This is a genomic window from Thermocrinis ruber (assembly GCF_000512735.1).
GTDB lineage: Bacteria > Aquificota > Aquificia > Aquificales > Aquificaceae > Thermocrinis > Thermocrinis ruber.
In genome coordinates this window covers 1,500,644-1,521,037 of record NZ_CP007028.1, presented here as the reverse complement: position 1 = coordinate 1,521,037, position 20,394 = coordinate 1,500,644, and the positions used below count along the sequence as shown (strand labels likewise).

Below are 20,394 nucleotides of genomic sequence, written 5' to 3'. Positions count from 1 at the left end.
CATATTTTGGAAAGACCTTTATAAGTGTGTGGGTTTCCATCAAATTTAATTAAAAAGGCTTAGGAACTTGCTCTCCTCCAATTTGGGTTTTTCAAAGAGCTCAAGGTTTTCCTCAAGGTGTTTTAGCTTACTCATTCCCACTAAAGCGGTGCCAACTCCGGGCGTGCTTCTTACAAACTGCAAGGCGGTATGCACATCCTCTTCCAAACCAAAGAAGTCCTTTAGTTTTTGTGGAACTCTACCGATCACATTTCCCTGATAGATGGATGCACTTATGTAGGTGTATATCCCAAGCCTTTGGCATGCGGAAAGGGTGGAGAGCTTTTCTCCGTTTACCTCTTGATTTTTGAGGGTAAAGGCTTCCGTCATTCCCAGGTTGTAGGGTAGCTGAATAAAGCGCATGTGATGGTCCTTTCCTCCCACCTTTTGGGCTATGTCTAAAATCTCCCGTAGGTTTAAATACTGCCTTGAGGTGGGCGAGACCCTAAAGCCACTCCAGGTGGCAAGCCCGTAAAACTTGAGCTTTCCTACCTTTACCATCTCCTCCAAAAAGTAAAAGCACTCTTCAAGCTTTTTTAAAAAGTTCTCCCTCGGGAAGAAGTTCAGCTGTTCTTCTGGATTGTGAAGAAAGTATATGTCTATGTATTGGGTTTGTAGGTTCTCCAAGCTCTTGTTAAAGCACCACTCTATGAATTTGACACCCAAGTAGTGTCCCTGCGGTGTCATCTCCTGTAGGTTGATTATTCCTGTGTTTACGAAGTTTTCATAAAAGTAATCCTTTGGGTCTGCTCCAAGTTCAACGTCGTAGGGCACATAACCCCCTTTGGTGGATATGATAAGGTTTTCTCTGCCCAGTTCCTTGGCTACAGCCCCCACATCTCTCTCGCTCTTCATATACCTATACACTATGGCGGTATCCACCACATTGACGCCCCTTTTGTAGGCGGTCCTTATTACCTGTTTGTAGCCTTCGGATGTGGCTTGATCAATGTCTCCCAAGTAGGTGCCTACACCTAACTCTGATATAGAAAGCCCAAGAAAATTTTTCCTCTCCATTAGTTAAAAGATAACACCTTTTGACACTCAAGCATTAACCTTGAAAGGTTATAGGTAGAACTGCTCTCAAAGAAAGGAAGAGTTTCCTTTATGCCCTTCTGGTGGGCAGAGTGGGCACAGTACAAAAGTCTCGCCCCCAATTTCTTGAGCTCTTCTGTCTCTGGTCTTATGGTGTAGTATGCACCGTTGCCCGTGAAAAAGATAATAACCTCTCCCCTTTTTACAAGCTCCTTCACCAAGTTAAAGATGGTGGCGTAGTCCTTTGAGAAGGGATTACTGCTTACTACAAGGAGAATTCTCATTTTACCTTCCTTATGAGGATTTCCCAGGTGTTGTTGTCAAGCTGGTTTATAGCAAGGACTTCCTGTCCTTCTTCTCTCATGCTTTTTGGCACACTCTCCACGGAGGGCGGATAGTCCAAGATCACCCTAAGCACCTGACCTAGCTCCATCTGCTCCAACACCAATTTGCTTTTCACAAAGGTAAAAGGGCAAACCTCACCTCTGATGTCCAATTCCCTGTCTGCCATAGTTAAAATTATATGCCTTGAGTATGAAAATAGAAGAGCTAAAAAAGGTTATAGAAATACTCAGAGATGAGTATCCAAAGCTAAATGCTCCCATAGAAAAGCTCAAAGCCCACAAAAAGGGAGATCCCTTCAGGGCTCTCGTCTGCACCCTTTTATCTACCCGCACAAAGGACGAAACCACCGCAGAAGTCTGCCAGAGGCTCTTTGAAAGGATTAAAAACTGGGAAGACCTACTTGCCATAGACCTGAAGGAACTTGAAAGGCTCTTATACCCGGTGGGTTTTTACAAAAACAAGGCAAGGTACCTCAAAGAGTTGGCAAGACAAATAAAGGAGGAGTTCGGCGGAGAGGTTCCTTCGGACCTTGAGGGACTGCTGAAGTTAAAGGGTGTAGGCAGAAAGGTGGCAAACATCGTTCTGGTGGAAGCCTTCGGAAAGCCCGCCATAGGTATAGATACTCATGTGCATCGCATATGCAACCGATGGAAGTTAGTTAGCACAAAAACTCCAGAGGAGACGGAAAAGGCATTAACACAAATACTGCCCCAAGAGTATTGGATGGATTTTAATAGACTACTGGTAGCCTTCGGGCAGACTATATGCAAACCTCAAAAACCAAGGTGTGACGTATGCCCCATAAGGGATTTTTGTAGCTTTTTTAAACTTTCGCAAACATCTTAACAAAGAGGGTTTTCTTTAGCTGATCCAAGCCCTCGCCCGTTAGGGCGGATATTGCCAAGAACTGATAGCCTCTCTCTGTAAAGTATTTTTCCAACTCATTTAGATACTCCCTGTCTGAGAGGGCATCTATCTTGTTGGCAACAACTATTTGCTGTTTTTCCAAGAGCTGTGGGCTATACTCCCTAAGCTCTGCGTTTACAATATTGAAGGCTTCTATTGGGTCCTTTTCCCTTCCGTCGGATACGTCCAAAAGGTGTAGCAAAAGCTTTGTGCGTTCTATGTGTCTGAGAAACTCAAGACCCAAACCTTTACCCTTGCTGGCACCTTCTATTAGCCCTGGAATGTCTGCAAGCACCAATCGGTGTTCCTCGTCCAACTCAAAAACACCCAGGACGGGAGACAAGGTGGTAAAGGGATAGTCGGCTATCTTTGGTCTGGCCTTTGTTAGTTTGGATATTAGGGTTGATTTGCCCGCATTGGGAAGTCCAATAATTCCCACGTCCGCAATGAGCTTTAGCTCTAATATTAGCCACCTTTCTTCTCCCTTTTGTCCTTTTTCTGCATACCTGGGTGCTTGGTTTGTTGGGCTTGCAAAGCGGGCGTTTCCTCTTCCACCCCTTCCACCCTTGGCTACTACGCAGGATTGACCCTCCTCTACCAGGTCACAAAGTATCTCACCCGTGATGGCATCCTTTACCACCGTTCCCACAGGTACCTCTATGATGAGGTCCTCTCCGTCCTTGCCCGCCTGATTTTTACCCTTCCCGTGTTGTCCGTTCTGTGCTATAAACTTGGTTCTGTATTCAAAGTCCAAGAGGGTGTGCTTTCTGGAAGTGGCAACAATTATAACGTCTCCACCCTTTCCACCATCTCCACCCGCAGGACCGCCAAATGGTCTGTACTTTTCCCTCAGAAAGGCAACTGCGCCATCTCCCCCATCACCTGCCTTTACGTATATCTTGGCTACGTCTACAAACATACTTAAAGCATATGTCCCAGCTTATTTTTCTTTGCTTGCAAATACCTTTCGTTGTACTCGCAAGGTGGCACCTTGAGGGGAACCCTTTCTACTACCTCCAAGCCATAACCTTCCAAGGCTACGATCTTCCTTGGATTGTTGGTTAGTAATCTCATCTTCCGGACGCCCAGGTCCAAAAGTATTTGCGCACCCACGCCATAGTCCCTTAGGTCTGCAGAATAACCGAGCTTTTCGTTGGCTTCCACCGTGTCGTAGCCCTTATCCTGCAAACTGTAAGCCTTTATCTTATTGACTATGCCTATGCCCCTTCCTTCATGTCCCATTATATAGACCAAAACACCCTTGCCTTCCTCCGCAATCTGCATAAGCGCCGCCTCCAACTGATCCCTGCAGTCGCAACGAAGAGACTTGAACACATCCCCCGTTAAGCACTCCGAATGGACCCTAACCAGCACCGGCTCGTCTTCCTTCCACTCGCCCATAGTTAGTGCAACTTGCTCCTCCCCTGTGATTACGTGCCTGTATGCGTGAATTTTGAAAAAGCCATACTTAGTGGGCAGGTTAGCTGTTGCTTCCCGGACTACGATCCTTTCCTTTTTTAGCCTGTAGCGTATTAGGTCTGCTATGGTGATGATCTTTAGGTTGAACCGCTTGGCAAACTCTATCAGGTCGGGCAGTCTTGCCATAGTACCATCTTCATTCATGATTTCGCATATTACACCCGCCGGATACAGCCCTGCAAGCCTTGCCAGATCCACCGACGCTTCTGTATGCCCAGCCCTCTCCAAAACACCGCCGGGTTTAGCCTTCAGTGGGAACACATGCCCCGGTCTTATAAAGTCCGAAGGTTTGGCATCTGGACTGACCGCTAACTTTATGGTTATAGCCCTGTCAAAGGCGGATATGCCCGTTGTGGTGCCATACTTGGGGTGGGCATCTATAGAGACGCAAAAGTATGTGCCCTTTGGGTCTGTGTTTTTTGTTGTCATTGGGTGAAGGTCCAACTCTTCGCATCTTTCCGGCGTTAAGGTAAGGCATATAAGACCCCTTCCATACTTTGCCATGAAGTTTATAGCCTCTGGCGTCACCTTCTCCGCCGCCATCACAAGGTCTCCCTCGTTCTCCCTGTCCGGATCATCCACCACTATGACCATCTTGCCTTCTCTTATATCCTCTAATGCATCTTCTATAGAACTGAAGATGCTATCACTCATTTTTCTCCTCCTTTTCCTTTTTGGTTAATTGTTTGATCTTCTCCCAAAGCTTATCTAATATGCTCTGCTTGTAAGCCTGCTCAAGCTCCACCTTTTGCCACTCTGGATTTTTCTTTAACTCTTCTGTGTATCCGCTCCTCAATCTCTCTATAAAGGGTCCCCCATAATGGACCCACAGGTGGTCTATGATCAAAAAGCCCACCAAAAGGTAAAGGATCCACCTCACCATTAACAATTAATATATTCCTACCGTGGCGGTTTGTTATTTGGGAATGGGCAGTAATGTGGGCGATCGGCTAAGTTATATGCTGAAGGCACTTGAACTTTTAAAGAGTTTGGGAGAGGTGCTCCGCGTCTCCACCATCTATGAGAGCAAGGCTTGGGGAGTGGTTAATCAGGAGGACTTTTTAAACTGTGTGGTCAAGTTCAAAACAGAATTGGAGCCCGTTGAACTTCTGAGAAGGTTAAAAGAAATAGAAAAACTGGTGGGCAGGAAAGAAAGGGAAAGGTGGGGACCAAGGGAAATAGACATAGACATACTACTTTATGAAAATTACATCCTCATGCTTAGCTTTTTGGTAGTTCCCCATCCTTACCTTACCAAGAGGGATTTTGTTTTGGTACCCCTGTTGGAACTGGAGCCCCAGCTTGAGCATCCTCTTTACAAGAGACCCCTCTCGGAATATTTAAAGTTTTTGGATGTATCCCTAAAACCTTTTGCGTGCCTTGTAGGCATACAGCAAAAAGCAAAGGATAAAGAAAAGAACCATTAGCATAACTATGGCTCCACTGGGAGGAATGTTAAGGATCAGGGAGACAACTACGCCAAGGAAAACGGAGAGTAGGCTAAAGATAGCGGAAAACAAAAAGGTTTGAAAAAAAGAGCCAGCTATCAACAGGGCGGTCATGGAGGGCAAAGCCACAAAGGACGCAGATAGCAACAGACCCGCAACTTTTATAGAAAGGACTATGTTCATACCCGCCAAAAGCACAAAGAGGTAGTTTATAAGGGTAGTGTTTATACCCTTTAGCTTGGCTATCTCTTCGTTGAAGAGGACCAAAAAGAGCTGGTCGTATTTTAGCCAAAAGGCAAGGGCTGTTATAAAAAAGACAAAAAGGCTTACGTAGAGCTCTTCCTTTGAGACCGCCAAAAGGCTACCAAAAAGATAGGAATATATATTGGCACTTAGGTTTTCCTTCATGGCAGACACAATCACCGCCAAGGCTGTGCCTAAGGAAAAAAACAAAGACAGAATAGTGTCTGAGGGAAGCCTTTTGCTGTCCATCAAAAACTGAAGAAGCACGGAGATGAGGGCTACATAAAAGAGTGTAAATAAGGTGGGTTCAAGTCCAAGCAAAAAGGCTATGGCAATACCACCAAAGGCGGAGTGGGAAATGCCTGCACCGAGCATAGAGAGCCTTCTCATCAGCAGATAGACGCCCACCATAGAGCAGGAGAGGGCTATCAAGAGCCCCGCCAAGACACCTTCATAAACAAGACCTAGGGTGTTAATGAAGTCCATAGAGTTCCCTTATGATCTGTCCAAAATCCTTTGGATAGACCACCCTACATTCGGGCATGCCAAGGCACAGCATCCGACTGGCGTTTCTCATAACAAAGCCAAGGTCGTGGGAGACTACCACCACCGTCCTGTCCTTGGAAATTTCCTTCAGCACATGCTCTATGTGTTCTTGGGCGTGTATGTCCAAGCCTGTCATGGGTTCATCCAGTATAAGCAAAGATGGGTTTTTTGTCAGTGCCAAAGCCAAGAGGACCTTCTGTTGTTCTCCGCCGGAGAGCTTCACGAACTGCCTTTTTAGGAGGTTTTCCAAGTGCAAAAAGGCTATGATCCATCCCACCTTTTCCTTTTTGGCCACCTTTCTCAAAAGCTCCTCCACAGTGCCCGTCCAGAACTTCTCCACGCTGAACCTCTGTGGCACATAGCCTATCTTTTCCCATTCTTTGAACTGACTTAGCTCCTTTCCAAAGAGGAATATCTTTCCTGCCTTTGGGCGTAAAAAACCCAGCAAAAGCTTTAAAAGGGTGCTTTTCCCTGCACCGTTGGGACCTACCACACAGAAAAACTCTCCCTCATAGATGGAAAAGCTCAAGTTTTCTATAAGAGGTTCCCCAGGGCTGTATCTAAAGGTCAAAGATTCTACCTTTATTACCTCCTGCAATCCAGCCCCTCCACAAAGGCTGAAAGGTTTCTCTCCATTATAGAAAAGTAATCATCCCCCTCCTTGGTGGGATAAAGGGATGTGTTTATGGTGTATACTTTGGCACCCGTTTCCCTTTGCACTTTGAGGACAGCCTTTCCCTGATAGCCCTCCTCCACAAGGAGGGACTTTATAGACTCTTTTTTCATCAGGTTTATAAGCCTGAAAAGTTCCGAGGGTTTAGGCTCCTCTTCACCATGGACACCTCTCAGACCTTCTGCCCTCAACCCATAATCCCTTGCCAAATACCTCAGAGATAGATGGGTGGATACAAGCCATCTGTTTTTGCATTGGCTAAGGCTTTGGCGGTATTTTTCATCCAAATCCTTTAACCTTTTGGAGAACTCTCTGTATCTTCTCTCATAGATATTTTGATTTTTTGGGTCTATTTTCAAAAGGGCCTTGTAGAGATTGTCCACCACCGCTTGATAGGACTTAGGGGACATCCAAAGGTGCGGATCGTTGCCTATTAAGGGCAGGTTTTGATTGAGAAGGTAGAGTTTTTCCTTTGGCACGGGCAATTTTCTCTCCCAGCTTTCCAAGCCCAGGGTAAAAATGTACTTTGCCTCCCTTAAGTTCCTAAGGTCTTGGGGCTTTGGCTCATAGTGATGCACATCGGTCTTTGCGGAGATAAGGACCTTTACATCGTAAAGCTCTCCCGTCAGATAAAGCAAGGGATAGTATATGGGATAGGTAGTTGCTATCAAAAGTTCCCTAGGCAGGGCAAAGGAAAGAAGGAGGAGGAGGAAGAGTAGAGTTTTCATTACTACTCAATCCTATACCCGAAGCTCTGTACTAAGTCTGGTCTTTTCCTCCAGTCTGGCTTTACCCTAACGTAGAGTTCCAAATAGACCTTTCTGCCAGTTATAAGCTCCAACTCTTCCCTTGCCATCTTTCCAATGGACTTTAGCCTCTGCCCATCCTTGCCTATGATTATGGGTTTGTAGTTTTCTCTATCCACTATTATGTCTGCCTTTATGACCAAAACCCTTGGGTCGTGCCTTCCGTCGGTGATCTCATTGACTACCACCGCCACACCTTGGGGAATCTCTTGATGGACTTTTAGCAGAACCTTTTCCCTGATAACCTCCGCCACCAAGAGCCTAAAGGGAAGGTCTGTTATCATCTCCTCCGGAAAGAGGGGCTCACCCTCCGGTAGGTAGTTAAGGATCACATTTAAAAGCCTGTCTATGTTAAACCCCTTCTGGGCACTTATGGGAACAATCTCCTTAAACTCGGGATGCTTCTTTGAGATCTCTTCCACAAAGGGCAGGAGGTTTTCCAAAGGACCTATTTTATCCACCTTGTTTATTACCAAGATTACGGACTTTTCTCCCGCATAGGGTTTTACATAGTTTTCAAAGACCATTTCGTCATCATCCCTCCAGCCATCCTCCGCGTCCATCATGAAGAGGATAACGTCTGCATCCTGCAAAGACGCACCAGCAACGCCAACCATAGCTTCTCCCAAGGCATCCCTTGGCTTGTATATACCGGGCGTATCTAGGAATATGATCTGGGCTTCGTTTGGGATGTTTTTAACACCCAAGACCCTTATCCTAGTGGTGCCAGGCTTTGGGGAAACTATGGACAGCTTGGTACCAATTAGGTTGTTCAAAAGGGTGGATTTGCCTACATTGGGTTTTCCAACTATAGCTACATATCCAACCTTCATATTCTCTCCGCAATAGCTTTGGCAAAGTCTATAGTAGATAGTGCCTTTGCGGATATACCCATCTTTTTAAAGCCGTTGGCTATGTCTGGAGTTCCTACCTTATCTTCTATAGCCCTCTTTACCGCATCGTATATAAGCTGGGCTGCCTCCTTCCAACCCAAATACTCCAACATCATGGCACCGGAAAGGGTCAAGGAAAGTGGGTTTGCTATACCTTTGCCTGCAATATCGTATGCGGTTCCGTGGGTGCTTTCAAAGAGGGCATAGCCGTCGCCTATGTTCCCGCTTGGCACAAAACCTGGACCACCAACCAGTGCGGAAGCCAAGTCCGATATGTAATCACCGTTTAGGTTCTGAGTGATGATCACATCATATGCCTCGGGCTTCAGAACCAACTGCATAAGCATCTGGTCTGTGATGACCTTTACCATAAGTACCTGCCCATCCTTTGGTTCTCCCTCTGTGATAACTTTTCCTTCAAACTCCGGCTCTTTTGCCACCTCAAAAGCCCAGTTCATAAAGGCTCCCTCTGTGGCCTTCATGATGTTTCCCTTTCCCACAACTGCAACCACCTTTTTGTTGTTTTCTAAGGCATACCTGAGGGCTTTTCTTACATGTCTTTTGGTCTTCCACTCACTCATGGGCTTGACAGTGATCCCACAGTCCTCAGGAAGGGCATACTCAGAGACGCCCATCTCCTCTATCAGGAATTTTCTTACCTTTTGAGTTTTTTCGTCCCTTGGCATAAACTCTATGGCCATATATACATCGTCAGAGTTTTCCCTAAAGACTGCTACATTTACCCTCTCAGGGTTTGGTATAGGAGAGGGCTGTCCCAGCCAATAGACGGGTCTTATAGCAGAGTAAAAGTCCATAGACTGCCTAAGGATTGCGTTCAGAGATTTCCCTCCCTTACCAACAGGTGTGCCAAGGGGTCCCTTTATGGCTACTATGGCTTCTTTTAAGACCTCCAAGGTTTCCTTTGGCATCCTTTCACCGGTTTTTTCCTCCGCCTTGTCTCCCGCCAAAAGCTCCACCCAGTATATAGCCCTTGAACCACCGTAAGCCTTCTCCACTGCCTTATTTACCACCATAATCATGGCGGGAGCAATTTCTGGACCTATTCCGTCTCCCTCTATGTAGGGGATTATAGGGTTGTTTGGTACCTCTAGGCTCTTGTCTTCTCTAAGCTTTATAAACTGTCCCTCCTGCGGAATTACCGCCTTTCCAGACCACGCAAAGACCCTTTCCATTCAAAACCTCCTTACAAGGCTTTACAAGAAATTATATTCTAAATTGCAGTGAAAAAGTAATATACTATTTAGCTTATGGAACAGGTGGGAATTGAAGACTTCCTGAAGTTAGACATCAGGGTAGCAAAGGTGCTATCTGCTGAGAGGATAGAGGGTTCAGAAAAGCTTTTGAAGTTGAGGGTATCTTTGGGAGATGAAGAGAGGACACTGGTGGCTGGAATAGGAAAGCACTATACACCGGAGGAGCTTGTAGGAAAAAAGGTGGTCATGCTGGCAAACCTAAAGCCTCGCAAGATCTTTGGGATAGAGTCCCAGGGCATGATCCTGGCAGCTGGAGACGGAGAAAATCTTTCTGTCCTTCTGCCAGAGAGGGATGTTAAAGAGGGGGCTAAAGTAAGCTGATTTTTTTCACAAAATTTTCAGAATGTGTGATTATACTTTATTATTGAATACACCATTAAATTAGGAGGTGAAGCCATGAGAAAAGTAGCAATGCTTTTAGCGTTTGCTGTTTTCTCCGCAGGAGTGATATCCTGCGGTCAAGTAAGCTCTCAAAGAACCTATGAAGGTGCAGCTATAGGTGGAGCAGTTGGTGCAGCAGCAGGTGCCCTCTTAGACAAAGAAAACAGGTGGAGAGGAGCGGTTATTGGTGGTGCGCTGGGTGCTGTATTGGGTGGAACTGTAACAGAGATAGCCCAAAGGGCTGCAAGGGAAGCGGCGATGGCTAACAGACCAGTAGAGTACAGGTCTGAGGACGGAAGACAAAGGGTGTATGCTGAGCCGGTAGCAAGCAGAGGAAATTGCAGAATAGTGAAAACACACTACTATCAAGACGGTAAGCTAGTAAAGACAGAAGAAAGGGAAGTTTGCCCATAAATAAGTAAAACAGGGGGCTTTTATGCCCCCTTACACTTTGTATTTATTATTCCAAAACTTCCTGACCTTTTTCTGTAAGCTATCTTAAGCTCACCGGTCTTTGCATCCACAAAGGGCAAAAAGAAAACTCCACTCTCCTGAAGTTCAAAGATCGCATCCTCCACACTCATAGGTTTATCTATCACGAGTTCCTCTTCAATTATCGTGGGTCCTTCTCTTTCTACCTCTCTTGAGGGTGCAGTTATAGAGCTAATTAATTCTTCCTTTATCTTGTGCCCTATTCTTCTTTGTTCCAACCTTCTTTGCTTTAGCTTTATAAGCTGTCTTTCTACCTCATCAAGGACTTTGTCCAAGGCAGAAAAAACATCCACATCCTCTTCCCACGCGTGTATTACTCCACCACCAGAGGTCTTCAAATAGATATCTAAATCAACCCTAAAAACCGTTGGTCTGCTCTCACCAGCGTAATCTTTGTGCTTTGCCTTAGAGGTAGAGAGCGTTACAACCACCTCCACTTGGTCCTCCTCCGCCTCTTTCAAAAGCCTTGAAAATCTTTCAAGCTTACCCTCCACAAAACTCTTCATTGCATCGGTCCATTCCACAGCCTTCCCAATAAACTCTACGTTCATACAGCCTCCTCCTACGCTTTTTTAAGGGCATAAAAATTTTAAATCAAACTGCCAGTTTTTCCAACTCCTTGCGCTTTAGTATTTCTATATATCCCCTATCTGTGTTTATAATTCCCATCTTTTTCCATTTGCTCATAACTCTTATGGCAGTTTCCACTGTTGTGCCAGTCATTTCCGCTATATCGTTTCTGGTCAAAGGTGCGTCTATTATTATGGCGTCTTTATGCTTTTTACCTATACGGTCTGCTATTTCCAAAAGCACCCGTGCTATTCTCTCCTCCACCTTTCCACCCGCTATGCTCTTTAAAGTGTCGTAAGCGTGTAAAAGGATGGCGGTAGCCTCACAGGTCATCTTTATGGCAATAGCTGGATGCTTTATGGCAAGGTTTATAAAGTCTTTGTTGGATATGTAAAGGGTTATGGAGTCTGTGATAGCCCTTGCAGTATAAGTATTTTTGGGCACTTTTTTGCCCCACTCTATCCATCCGAATATATCCCCTGGATAAACAAGACGTACTATAACGATCTTTGCGTCGTGGGTTTCTTTGAGAAGCTTTATTAGACCGTCCAAAAGTATGTATATGCCGGGCTCCCCTTCTTCCTCAAAGAAGAGATACTCTCCCTTCTTGAAGGTCCTCTCCTGCATATATTGAACAGCATGCGCAAGCTCTTCCTCAGAAAGGTCCTCAAAAAGGTGAAGTTTTTTTAAAGTTTGAGCCTTCCCTTCTCCAGAAGTAACTTTTGCCATCCTCTTCCTCCTATTAATACTGTCGGTTCAAATATCACATAATCTGTATGAAAGGGAACTTTGTTTGTCCCACCAAAAGTATGGTTATCCCCTATGGCTATGTGAATGGTGCCCTTTATCTTCTCACACTCTAAAATGTTTTCTGGATTTTTAGCCTTCGGGTTTGTCCCAACACCAAACTCTGCGATAAACCTAGCTTTTTCATGTTTTTTGAAAACTTCCTCTAAATAACGAACATAAGGGTCAAAGCCCTCAATGCTATCCACCGCACCATCTTTGAACTTAAAGGTTATTGGTTCATTCAGTTTTCTATCAGGGCCATAAAGGATAGTCATACTACCAAAGGCGGAATCCTCCAAGGGTGCTATAAAGGATTCTCCTGCGGGAAGGTTTCCGTAATCTCCCGGTTTATGAAACAGCCCCGTATCCGGTATGCCCTGCCTTCCCTTTATTGAAAACTCAAACTTTGTCCCTTCTGCTTTTATATCTACCCACTCACCCTCGGTAAGAATGTCCGCCACCTCTTCGCTCACCTTACTAACTTCCACCCAATCCACGTCCATAGGACCATAGAACATATCCGGTTCAAAAAGTGGCATGGACGCATACCTTACCCCAAAATGCTTGGTAAGAACCTTTCTATAAAAGGTATGAGTAGTGGAATAATATGGAAAGGCCACAACCACGTTTGGAACCTCTTCTGCGTAGCTTCTAAGTATGTTTACCACTTCTTCTTCTGAGTAATTTTCCTTGTTCAGAACCTTCTCAAAAAGTCCAGCTTCCTTTAGCACATCAACCGCTTTATCTCCAAAGGTTTCTCTCCAAACCTCTTCCGGAGGTTCCTTCCCATGTTCGCCCAGGCTAGTATAGCAGACCTTCTTTACCCACTTGGCAAGCCCACTGCCCACATTGTAAAATTCCAAAAGTAAGTCCGCCAAATAGTCTTTTGTGTCATCAGTAATTAGCAAAAGCCCCTCAGAGGGCTGTAGGTTCATGTTTATCAGATAGAGTCTTTCAATGTGCCTTTCAAACATTGCTATAAAAAATTTAAACCAACTTAAGCTTAAGGTAAAGGCAATCTAACAGTTCCCAAAAGATACTTAAGGTCGTTGTCGGTAAATAGGACACCCACGCCAACCATTCCACCCCTGAGCTTACTGTTCAGCAGGTCATCACCGCCCACCCTAATGTACAGAGGTCCCCTTGTGTTGTACTGAACACCCACTTGCAAGTTAGGTTTGAGTTTTTTACCCTGAGGGTCTGTTTTCCTTCCAAAGTCCCAAAGGTCAGAATAGAACATTATACTTTTGCTATAAACCAAGTCAAAGCCAACACCTCCCGCTGACTCTCTCAAACCTCCCCTAAAGACAGACTCCTTACCAGCTATAGGAAAGATCCTTGCATACTGAAGGGTAAATTGCGGACTAAACTGCTTTTTTACTACAGTGCCAGCTGTCGTTGTTTCTTCTAAAGTTATCTTACCCTTTGAGTTGCCCACAACTTCCGCTAAATAGTACTTCTCGTTATCCGGTTGAATCTTTATGCTTAAAATCCCTTTACCGTCTCCGCCCTTATACAACTCTCCTCTAAAACCTATGTAAAGATTGGTTCTCCTTGCAACATCTCCAGCCTCGGAGAATGTCCTCGTAGCAGATGTTATGTTTTTGTACAGTTCTTCATCTTTAACAAGCTTACCGAGGGTTCCCTCGCCCCTTTCAATTTGCGCAAGGATAAGGTTTAGCTTCTGGGTTGCCTCCGATAGGTTCTTCGTGGTAGCCCTTAGATCTTCCCTGTTTTCTGAAACAACAGCGTTAAGGTTTTTAGAAAGCTCGTTAAGATTTTTCACCAGCTCAGGAAACTCCGCCTTTATACCTTGGGAAAGTTCTCTAAGGTTTTGAACTACTTCCCTTATATCCTTCCTGTTTTCTGAGGCAATTCCCTCTAAAGCAACCGCCAGCCTGTCAATGTTTTCTATAGTCTGTGGAAGTGTTCTGTTTAAATTATCCGCCAAAACCCTTATGGAGAATATGGCACCCCTTAGGTTTTCTCTGTTCTCAAGGGCTATTTGATTTAGGTTGCGTGTAAGCACCTCTAAGTTAATAACCAACTGTCTTAAATCTTGCCTGTTTTCTTCCAGAATGACCTTAAAGCTCTCTGCAAGCACCTTAATCGCCTGCGCCGCCTCTGCAACATCCTTTATCATCTTGTCAGTGTCCGAAAAACCAGTAGTTTGAGTTATAACTCCCCCTTCTTCCAGCAACCCTGCCTGAGGGCTACCGGGATATATGGCAAGGTATTTATCACCCATAAGACCCAATGTTCCTATTCCCGCAGACGCATCTTTGTATATAGCAACGGACTTATCCACCTCAAAAACCACCTTAACCTTACCTTCTTCTAAGCTAACGCTCTTTACCTTACCGCTTTTTATACCCGCCACCCTAACCTCCGCCCCCACAGAAAGCCCAGCCACATCAGGAAAATACACTATGTATTCCTTAGTATTGGGTTTAAAAACCGGAATCTCTCCAAAGGTTAAAATCAAAAAGGCGAAGGCAGACGCCACCGCGAACACAAAAGCACCCAACTTTGCCTCGGTAGAAAATCTCATAGGTCTAATTATAAGCACAACAGAGAGTATTCAAAAAGCTTAAAAAATTCAACAGACAGTGCCACTCTACACACTCACTCAAAAATGTTAATATAAAATCTGTAGAATATCACAGTATGGCTTAACCCTCAGCTAATCAAGGTTTTAAAAATATGATGTGAATCACTAATCAAAACAGCTATACACCTAAATGTATTGATAGAAAAAAAACTTTTAAGCATCTCAGCTGTTAATATAATCTGACTTTCTGTAATTATTGTCCCACTAAGCCAAGACCGATTTTTCACATACTATCCGTAAGTATGGCAATTTCCATCATTTTTTAGCCCAGAATTTCACATCCCCTTTTCACAATTTCACATTTCTGGCTGTAAGTATTGGAATTTCCGTCAAAAAATTTGTTCGGATTTTCCAGCACTTAGGAGAAAAAATGTGAAAAAAGTACGCCCTTCGTAAGTTATGGAATTTCCGTCACTTTTTCAAAGGGAATTTCACATAGCTAAAAGTAAGAATTTTCAAGGCTCTGAGTGGAATTTCACATTTTTGTCCGTAAGTATCGGAATTTTCGTCAAAATTTTTGTTCGGATTTCCCAGCACTTAGAGACAAAATTGTGAAATTGTGAAAATTGTCCGTAAGTATTGGGATTTCCGTTACATTTCTCATCTCGTCTAAGCTAAGAGAGACAAGGATTTCAGGCATGGGATGTGAAATTCTTTTTTGCAAACCCAAGAGAATCAAGGATTTGGTGAGTTTGGGTGTGAAAAAAAAGCCCTGCCTATTAATTATTCCTCTGTATAAAAAGCAATATATAGAAGGTAAGAATAAGAAGAGGAGGAGGGAAAATAGAAGCTACAGGAGGAAAATATAAAAACCTGTCCGAAGGATACCTCAGCTTGGAGTGGGAAAAGGGAGACCCTTACTCTACTTGTATTTTCTTGACCCTTTCCTTTTTACCCTCTCCCCTTTCCTCCAACCTTCTTTCAAGCTCTTTTACCTTGTAGTCCAGTAGAGTTTTGAAGATATTTAAGATAGAAAACTCAATGGTGTATATGTTTTTCATGATCTCCCTTCTTACCTCCTTAGGAGGCAGAAAGAACTCAAGCAACTTGCCAACTTCTTTTTTCATCTGCTCCACTTCCTCTTCTAAACTCTCTACCTTCAGTTCTTCCTTCTCCTTAGCCATGTTGTTAAATTTACTCCTCTATTATCCCGCCTGCAAGTAGAACATCATTTTCATAGAAGGCACAAACCTGACCGGGTGTTATGCCTCTTACCTTCTCTTCAAAGAATACCTTATACCTGCCATCCTCTAAGGGTTTTATACCCTTTACCCTTACTGGAGTGTTCCTGTATCTGACCTGTGCCTTTGGCTCATCCCAAAGGGACGGTGGAAGGTGAAAGTTTACTTCCCTTAAAATCAGCCAATCTCTGTATAGCTCTTCCTCATCGCCCAAGTAGACTATGTTCTTTGAAGGTTCCACGCCCACCACATAAACGGGCTTTCCTAAGGCAACGCCCAGACCCTTTCTTTGTCCTACAGTGTACGCATAAAAGCCCTTGTGCTTTCCTACTATCTGCCCTTTATAGACAAAGTAGCCTTCTTGGCTTCCTAACCTTTCCCTCAGAAAGCTTCCCACATCCTTTCCCATCAAAAAGCAAACATCCTGAGAGTCTGGCTTTTGGGCAACCTCTAGTCCATGCCTTTTGGCTATTTCCCTTACCTCCTCTTTTGTAAGCTCGCCTAGTGGAAATTCTAAAAGTTCTATATCTTCTTCTTTTATCAAAGCCAAAAAGTAAGATTGGTCCCTCTTTGTGTCCTTCCCCCTTGCTATTAGCTTTCTCCCTTTGTAATCTACAATCCTTGCGTAATGACCAGTAGCCAGCTTGTCTATGAGGGCTACTTTTCGGAGATATCTTGCCAAAAATCCTGTTTTTACATCCCTGTTGCAGATGGCGCAGGGATTGGGTGTGTTGCCTTTCAGGTGGTCATTCACGAAAATGTTTATAACCTTCTCCTCAAACAGTTTTTCCCAGTCTAAGGTAAGGTGTGGAATGCCAAGCCTTTGGGATACCCTTGCCGCATCTTGCACATCCTTTGGAGAACAGCATACCCTAAGCTCGTCGCACACCTCTTGATGAAAACGTAGAGTAATGCCAATAACTTCGTGCCCCTGCTCCTTTAAAAGTAGGGCACACACGCTACTATCTACACCACCGCTCATACCTACCGCTATTCTCATAGCTTGGATTAAATTTAACCCAATGGCTAGGTTGGTAATAGTTTTGCTTTTAGGATTCCTCCTCTCCTTTGGCAAAGAAGCGGTTTTCGTTCAAACAGAGTATAAAAAGCCATTCAAGGTAGTTTTTGAGATTTACCTGGACCATCCCGAGAAGATGAGACCTGCCATTGGATGGATCTCCAACGTAATCTTCGTACTAACGAACCCTCCCTATAACTTTTCCCTTGAGGACATTGATATAGTAGTCGTTTCCCACGGTAGAGAACTTCCTGTTTTTCTAAAAGAAAACAGGGATAAATACCAAGATATAGTGGAGAGGATAGAGGGACTTACCCACTACGGCGTAAAGTTCAAAGTCTGTAGGATGGCACTTACTCAGCTTTATGGCGCCACAGAAAAGGACCTGCATCCTTTTGTGGAAACGGTGCCATCTGCCATAGTGGAGGTCGCCCACTGGCAGATGATGGGTTATTCTCTTATAATACCTATGGTCTTTGAAATAAGAAGGTAATGCCTATACAAGAGGGAGACTTTGTCCTCATACAGGTAGAGGATAAGAGGTTTTTAAGGAGGATAACCAAAGACTTTAATCTCAACTACAAGAAACGCGCTTTAAAGTTTGAAGACGTCGTAGGAAAAGAGTTCGGTACGCTGGTGAATGGTTTTTATCTTCTAAAGCCCAACTTGGAAGCCATAATACTCTATGGATTTAAGAGGAAGACACAGATCATATATCCGAAGGATGCTTTTTACATAGCCTTTAAGCTTGGGATTAACAAAAGCTCAACGGTTTTGGAGTTTGGTATAGGTAGTGGTGCCCTAACCGCAGTGCTTTCGGAACTTGCTGGCAGGGTGGTTGCCTATGAGGTATCTCCGGAGTTTTACAAAAATGCCCTAAAAAATTGGGATACCTTTGGACTTTGTAAAAATGTGGAGGCTATAAACCAGGACTTTATGGATGCGGACCTTTCGGGAAGAGAATTTGACGCTTGCTTTGTAGATGTAAGGGAACCTTGGCTGTATTTGAAAAAAGTCCACAGTGTTCTGAAAAATAGTGCCATGTGCGGTTTTTTACTTCCCACTACAAACCAAGTTTCTCGCCTTTTGCAAGAAATGGATGGGCTCTTTGCTGGTGTGGAGGTTATGGAGATTCTACTCAGAAAATACAAACCCGTTTATGAAAGATTAAGACCGGAGGATATAATGGTAGCCCATACGGGCTATTTGGTTTTTGGAATGAAGATAATGTAGCTGTCTTTTATGTCCTTTAGGTCTATTTTGCAAAATTGATAGCCTGCTGGCAACTCTTTTCCTTTCATCACAAAGGCACCCTTTTTTGATAGTTTCAAAAGGATTGGCTCTATATCTTTTAGTTTTCCCAACGCCCTGCAGACTGCGTAATCAAACTCAAGGTTGATATGCTCTGCCCTCTTGCAGATAACCTCGTAGCTCAGGTCAAGTTCAGCCTTTATGAACTCAAGGAAGGCACATTTCTTTGAAACGGATTCTATAAGGGTAATGTTCAAAACAGGACCGTAATATATGCTCAGCACAGCGCCCGGAAAGCCAGCACCACTGCCTACATCACAGAAGGTGTTTTTTTCCACATCCACGTTCTTTTCTTTAAAGCAAAGGCTAAGGGTAAGGGAATCCAAAAAGTGCCTTATGGCTATTTCCCTTGTGTCTTCTATGGCAGTGAGATTATGCACTCTGTTCCATCTTCTCAGTTCTTTTAGGTAAACTGAAAGCTTTTCAATCTGTTCTTTGGAAAGTTCAAAACCGTTTCTTTCAAAAATTTCTTTTAAAAACTCTTGAGTAGGTATTGTATATCCTCCGCCATTTTCTTGGGTTCTTGCTTTGCGGGTGTGTATAGGAGTTTTATTTTACCATCAGGAGTTATAAGGTATATGGTGGCGGTGTGGTCTATTAGGTAGCCTCCCTTTGATTCTCCCTCTACCTTTCTGTAGTAAGCCTTATACTCCCTTGCGGTTTTTTCTATCTCTTTGGGACTTCCCGTCAGACCCACAAAGGTGGGATAGAAAAAGGGCACATAGCTTTTCAACTGTTGAAGAGTGTCCCTCTCTGGGTCCACGCTTATAAACAGAACTTGCACCCTTTCTCTTTCTTTCTCATTCAGATTTTTCATCACCTCCGCCATAGTGGTAAGTGCTGTAGGGCATACATCCGGACAGAAGGTATAGCCAAAAAACAGTAGCACTATTTTTTTCTCCCTTAGATAGTCCGATAGTTTTACCCTTTTACCATCTTGAGAGGTAAGCTCAAAATCGTAGGCGGGCGCATCGTAAAGATGTCCGTAAAAGGTGTGCTCCTTTTTGCAGGCGACCAAGAGGAAGACTAACGTTATAAGGTAAGTTAAAATTCTCATAAGATTAAATTATATTTTGTCTTAAAGTCTTTGCAAGCGTTCCCTTGCGTCCCTTTCCCACGGTCTTTTTCCGCCGGATAATTCAATGGCTACTTTATAGTTTTCTATAGCCTTCTGCCTGTTCCCTAAGGCTTCCCAATTTCTTCCCAAGTAGTAATACACGTCCGGGTAGTTTGGAATCAGTTGGCGGGCTGTTTCAAGGAAGTTTATGGATTCTCTATGCTCCCCCCTTCTAAAATGCACAACTCCGAGGGCGTAGTTGGTAGAAAAGACATCAGGAGCCAGCTGATGGGCTCTTGTTGCAAGGTTATAAGCGGTGCCTATATTTCCTTCATCCAAGTTTATAAAGGTTAAATAGACCATAGCCATGTAGTTCTTATCCCAAAGGTTTATAGCCCTGGTAAAATGCTCCTTTGCCAAGGCTCTTTTGCCCTCTCTGTAGAGTTTTTTCCCTCTGTAAAACTCCTCAAAAGAAGGCTGTGTTTTTAAACCGTGTGCCCTAACCCTTTGGAAGTCTTCGCTGTCCTTTATTAAAGGTCCAGAGAGGGAAAGCCTGTTTATAAACTGTGTGTTTTCTGCAATCCTTGTTTCGGGCAACGGGTGTGTAGATAGCCACTCATGAGGCCTTGTCTTTTCAAGACTTTTAAACATCTCAAAGACCTCTATCAGACCCCTTGGGTCGTAGCCACTTTTGACGGTGAATTCAATGCCCAACCTGTCTGCTTCTCTTTCTTGGTCCCTACTGAACTTTAGTGCCAGAAGTTGCCCGCCAATTTGACCGAACTGTATTAGGGCTTGTCCGTAAGGTTTATCTGCCACAACTATTGCCCCTATGTTTAGAAGTATGTTGAGTGCGGTCATCTTTTCTAAGAACCTTGCATGGTGTCTTGCGTTTATGTGTCCAAGCTCGTGGGCTAAAACTCCCACCAATTGACTTTCGTTTTCAAGCTTTAAAAGTAGTCCCCTCGTTATGAACACCGGCCCTCCGGGAAGGGCAAAGGCGTTTATCTGTTCTGAATTAACAAGGTAAAATCTGTAGGGTAGGTTTCTGTAGGTAACCCTCGCTATCCTGTTGCCCAATTGAGTTATGTAGTTTTGGACCTCCCTTTCAGGATATATGCCATCGAACTCCTCTATGGCTGTTGGTACATAACTTTTACCTATTTCAATTTCCTTGCTTTCTGGAAGGAGAGTAAATCTTGGATTTGTTGCGGTAGCACACCCTAGTAGGAAGATAAAGGTTATTAAGAGTAAACGCTTAAGGGTTTGCTCTATCTTTCCCATAGCTAATAATATA

At 44.1% G+C, this 20,394-nt stretch carries 26 protein-coding genes; 6 read left to right on the top strand and 20 right to left on the bottom strand.

Features of this window, described 5'->3' with window-relative positions; genetic code table 11:
* Positions 1 to 45 precede the first annotated feature (45 nt).
* The 3 genes from THERU_RS08270 to THERU_RS08260 are packed head-to-tail and all read right to left on the bottom strand — an operon-like array spanning position 46 to position 1,585.
* Positions 46 to 1,056 (bottom strand): aldo/keto reductase, encoded by a 1,011-nt coding sequence (locus tag THERU_RS08270; protein WP_025306802.1) that lies wholly within the window; start codon positions 1,054 to 1,056, stop codon positions 46 to 48.
* The gene (locus tag THERU_RS08265) at positions 1,056 to 1,358 is read right to left on the bottom strand and encodes a DsrE family protein (RefSeq protein WP_025306801.1); all 303 of its coding nucleotides are present in this window, start codon (positions 1,356 to 1,358) and stop codon (positions 1,056 to 1,058) included. The genes THERU_RS08270 and THERU_RS08265 overlap by 1 nt, the downstream gene beginning before the upstream one ends.
* The gene (locus THERU_RS08260) at positions 1,355 to 1,585 is read right to left on the bottom strand and encodes a sulfurtransferase TusA family protein (RefSeq protein WP_025306800.1); all 231 of its coding nucleotides are present in this window, start codon (positions 1,583 to 1,585) and stop codon (positions 1,355 to 1,357) included. Before THERU_RS08260 ends, THERU_RS08265 begins: the two co-directional genes overlap by 4 nt.
* A 23-nt stretch (positions 1,586 to 1,608) precedes the next feature.
* Between THERU_RS08260 and THERU_RS08255 the strand changes: the two genes are divergently transcribed.
* The gene (locus tag THERU_RS08255; RefSeq protein WP_038532299.1) at positions 1,609 to 2,265 is read left to right on the top strand and encodes an endonuclease III domain-containing protein; all 657 of its coding nucleotides are present in this window, start codon (positions 1,609 to 1,611) and stop codon (positions 2,263 to 2,265) included.
* On the opposite strand, the gene obgE is transcribed toward THERU_RS08255, so the two are convergent.
* The 3 genes from obgE to THERU_RS08240 are packed head-to-tail and all read right to left on the bottom strand — an operon-like array spanning position 2,243 to position 4,687.
* Complete coding sequence (gene obgE / locus THERU_RS08250) at positions 2,243 to 3,244, bottom strand: GTPase ObgE (protein WP_038532297.1); 1,002 nt, start codon at positions 3,242 to 3,244, stop codon at positions 2,243 to 2,245. The genes THERU_RS08255 and obgE overlap by 23 nt on opposite strands.
* 2 nt (positions 3,245 to 3,246) lie before the next feature.
* On the bottom strand, positions 3,247 to 4,458 hold the full coding sequence (locus tag THERU_RS08245; RefSeq protein WP_025306799.1) for a bifunctional 3,4-dihydroxy-2-butanone-4-phosphate synthase/GTP cyclohydrolase II: 1,212 nt from the start codon (positions 4,456 to 4,458) through the stop codon (positions 3,247 to 3,249).
* Positions 4,451 to 4,687, bottom strand: a complete 237-nt coding sequence (locus THERU_RS08240; RefSeq protein ID WP_025306798.1) for a hypothetical protein — start codon at positions 4,685 to 4,687, stop codon at positions 4,451 to 4,453. Before THERU_RS08240 ends, THERU_RS08245 begins: the two co-directional genes overlap by 8 nt.
* 43 nt (positions 4,688 to 4,730) lie before the next feature.
* On the opposite strand from THERU_RS08240, the gene folK reads away from it, so the two are divergent.
* Entirely contained in the window at positions 4,731 to 5,231 is a 501-nt protein-coding gene (gene folK / locus THERU_RS08235; RefSeq protein ID WP_038532294.1) for a 2-amino-4-hydroxy-6-hydroxymethyldihydropteridine diphosphokinase, read from the top strand.
* Here folK and THERU_RS08230 read toward each other — a convergent pair.
* The 5 genes from THERU_RS08230 to THERU_RS08210 are packed head-to-tail and all read right to left on the bottom strand — an operon-like array spanning position 5,166 to position 9,606.
* Positions 5,166 to 5,981, bottom strand: coding sequence for a metal ABC transporter permease (locus tag THERU_RS08230; RefSeq protein WP_025306796.1), 816 nt, complete (start codon positions 5,979 to 5,981; stop codon positions 5,166 to 5,168). The genes folK and THERU_RS08230 overlap by 66 nt on opposite strands.
* Positions 5,968 to 6,639: a metal ABC transporter ATP-binding protein gene (locus tag THERU_RS08225; RefSeq protein WP_025306795.1), complete on the bottom strand. Its 672-nt coding sequence runs from the start codon at positions 6,637 to 6,639 to the stop codon at positions 5,968 to 5,970. The genes THERU_RS08230 and THERU_RS08225 overlap by 14 nt, the downstream gene beginning before the upstream one ends.
* Positions 6,627 to 7,442: a metal ABC transporter substrate-binding protein gene (locus tag THERU_RS08220; protein WP_025306794.1), complete on the bottom strand. Its 816-nt coding sequence runs from the start codon at positions 7,440 to 7,442 to the stop codon at positions 6,627 to 6,629. Before THERU_RS08220 ends, THERU_RS08225 begins: the two co-directional genes overlap by 13 nt.
* A gap of 2 nt (positions 7,443 to 7,444) precedes the next feature.
* On the bottom strand, positions 7,445 to 8,353 hold the full coding sequence (gene era / locus THERU_RS08215) for a GTPase Era (protein WP_025306793.1): 909 nt from the start codon (positions 8,351 to 8,353) through the stop codon (positions 7,445 to 7,447).
* On the bottom strand, positions 8,350 to 9,606 hold the full coding sequence (locus tag THERU_RS08210) for an NADP-dependent isocitrate dehydrogenase (RefSeq protein WP_025306792.1): 1,257 nt from the start codon (positions 9,604 to 9,606) through the stop codon (positions 8,350 to 8,352). The genes era and THERU_RS08210 overlap by 4 nt, the downstream gene beginning before the upstream one ends.
* 75 nt (positions 9,607 to 9,681) lie before the next feature.
* Here THERU_RS08210 and metG point away from each other — a divergent pair, with 75 nt between their 5' ends.
* Entirely contained in the window at positions 9,682 to 10,008 is a 327-nt protein-coding gene (metG, locus tag THERU_RS08205; protein ID WP_025306791.1) for a methionine--tRNA ligase subunit beta, read from the top strand.
* Positions 10,009 to 10,083: 75 nt separating this feature from the next.
* Positions 10,084 to 10,482: a YMGG-like glycine zipper-containing protein gene (locus THERU_RS08200; protein WP_025306790.1), complete on the top strand. Its 399-nt coding sequence runs from the start codon at positions 10,084 to 10,086 to the stop codon at positions 10,480 to 10,482.
* Between the two features lie 20 nt (positions 10,483 to 10,502).
* Here THERU_RS08200 and hpf read toward each other — a convergent pair whose 3' ends face one another.
* From hpf to mnmA, 6 genes are all read right to left on the bottom strand, one after another.
* Positions 10,503 to 11,111: a ribosome hibernation-promoting factor, HPF/YfiA family gene (hpf, locus tag THERU_RS08195; protein WP_025306789.1), complete on the bottom strand. Its 609-nt coding sequence runs from the start codon at positions 11,109 to 11,111 to the stop codon at positions 10,503 to 10,505.
* A gap of 43 nt (positions 11,112 to 11,154) precedes the next feature.
* Positions 11,155 to 11,859 carry a Crp/Fnr family transcriptional regulator gene (locus THERU_RS08190; RefSeq protein ID WP_025306788.1) on the bottom strand — a complete coding sequence of 235 codons (705 nt, stop codon included), beginning with the start codon at positions 11,857 to 11,859 and terminating at the stop codon, positions 11,155 to 11,157.
* Positions 11,817 to 12,893: an aminopeptidase gene (locus THERU_RS08185; RefSeq protein ID WP_025306787.1), complete on the bottom strand. Its 1,077-nt coding sequence runs from the start codon at positions 12,891 to 12,893 to the stop codon at positions 11,817 to 11,819. Before THERU_RS08185 ends, THERU_RS08190 begins: the two co-directional genes overlap by 43 nt.
* Positions 12,894 to 12,922: 29 nt before the next feature.
* On the bottom strand, positions 12,923 to 14,470 hold the full coding sequence (locus THERU_RS08180; RefSeq protein ID WP_025306786.1) for an MlaD family protein: 1,548 nt from the start codon (positions 14,468 to 14,470) through the stop codon (positions 12,923 to 12,925).
* Between the two features lie 917 nt (positions 14,471 to 15,387).
* Positions 15,388 to 15,654: a hypothetical protein gene (locus tag THERU_RS08175; protein WP_025306785.1), complete on the bottom strand. Its 267-nt coding sequence runs from the start codon at positions 15,652 to 15,654 to the stop codon at positions 15,388 to 15,390.
* Between the two features lie 10 nt (positions 15,655 to 15,664).
* A complete protein-coding gene (mnmA, locus tag THERU_RS08170; protein ID WP_025306784.1) occupies positions 15,665 to 16,711 on the bottom strand; it encodes a tRNA 2-thiouridine(34) synthase MnmA in 1,047 nt (348 codons plus the stop codon).
* Between the two features lie 22 nt (positions 16,712 to 16,733).
* Between mnmA and THERU_RS08165 the strand changes: the two genes are divergently transcribed.
* On the top strand, positions 16,734 to 17,222 hold the full coding sequence (locus THERU_RS08165) for a DsrE family protein (RefSeq protein ID WP_025306783.1): 489 nt from the start codon (positions 16,734 to 16,736) through the stop codon (positions 17,220 to 17,222).
* A complete protein-coding gene (locus tag THERU_RS08160) occupies positions 17,222 to 17,962 on the top strand; it encodes a tRNA (adenine-N1)-methyltransferase (RefSeq protein WP_025306782.1) in 741 nt (246 codons plus the stop codon). The genes THERU_RS08165 and THERU_RS08160 overlap by 1 nt, the downstream gene beginning before the upstream one ends.
* Here THERU_RS08160 and rsmG read toward each other — a convergent pair.
* The 3 genes from rsmG to THERU_RS08145 are packed head-to-tail and all read right to left on the bottom strand — an operon-like array spanning position 17,932 to position 20,381.
* Positions 17,932 to 18,468, bottom strand: coding sequence for a 16S rRNA (guanine(527)-N(7))-methyltransferase RsmG (gene rsmG, locus THERU_RS08155; RefSeq protein WP_281168738.1), 537 nt, complete (start codon positions 18,466 to 18,468; stop codon positions 17,932 to 17,934). The two genes, THERU_RS08160 and rsmG, sit on opposite strands and share 31 nt — an antisense overlap.
* Positions 18,469 to 18,512: 44 nt before the next feature.
* Positions 18,513 to 19,097 carry an SCO family protein gene (locus THERU_RS08150; protein WP_025306780.1) on the bottom strand — a complete coding sequence of 195 codons (585 nt, stop codon included), beginning with the start codon at positions 19,095 to 19,097 and terminating at the stop codon, positions 18,513 to 18,515.
* A 21-nt stretch (positions 19,098 to 19,118) separates the two neighbouring features.
* Complete coding sequence (locus THERU_RS08145; protein ID WP_025306779.1) at positions 19,119 to 20,381, bottom strand: M48 family metalloprotease; 1,263 nt, start codon at positions 20,379 to 20,381, stop codon at positions 19,119 to 19,121.
* Between the last annotated feature and the right edge of the window lie 13 nt (positions 20,382 to 20,394).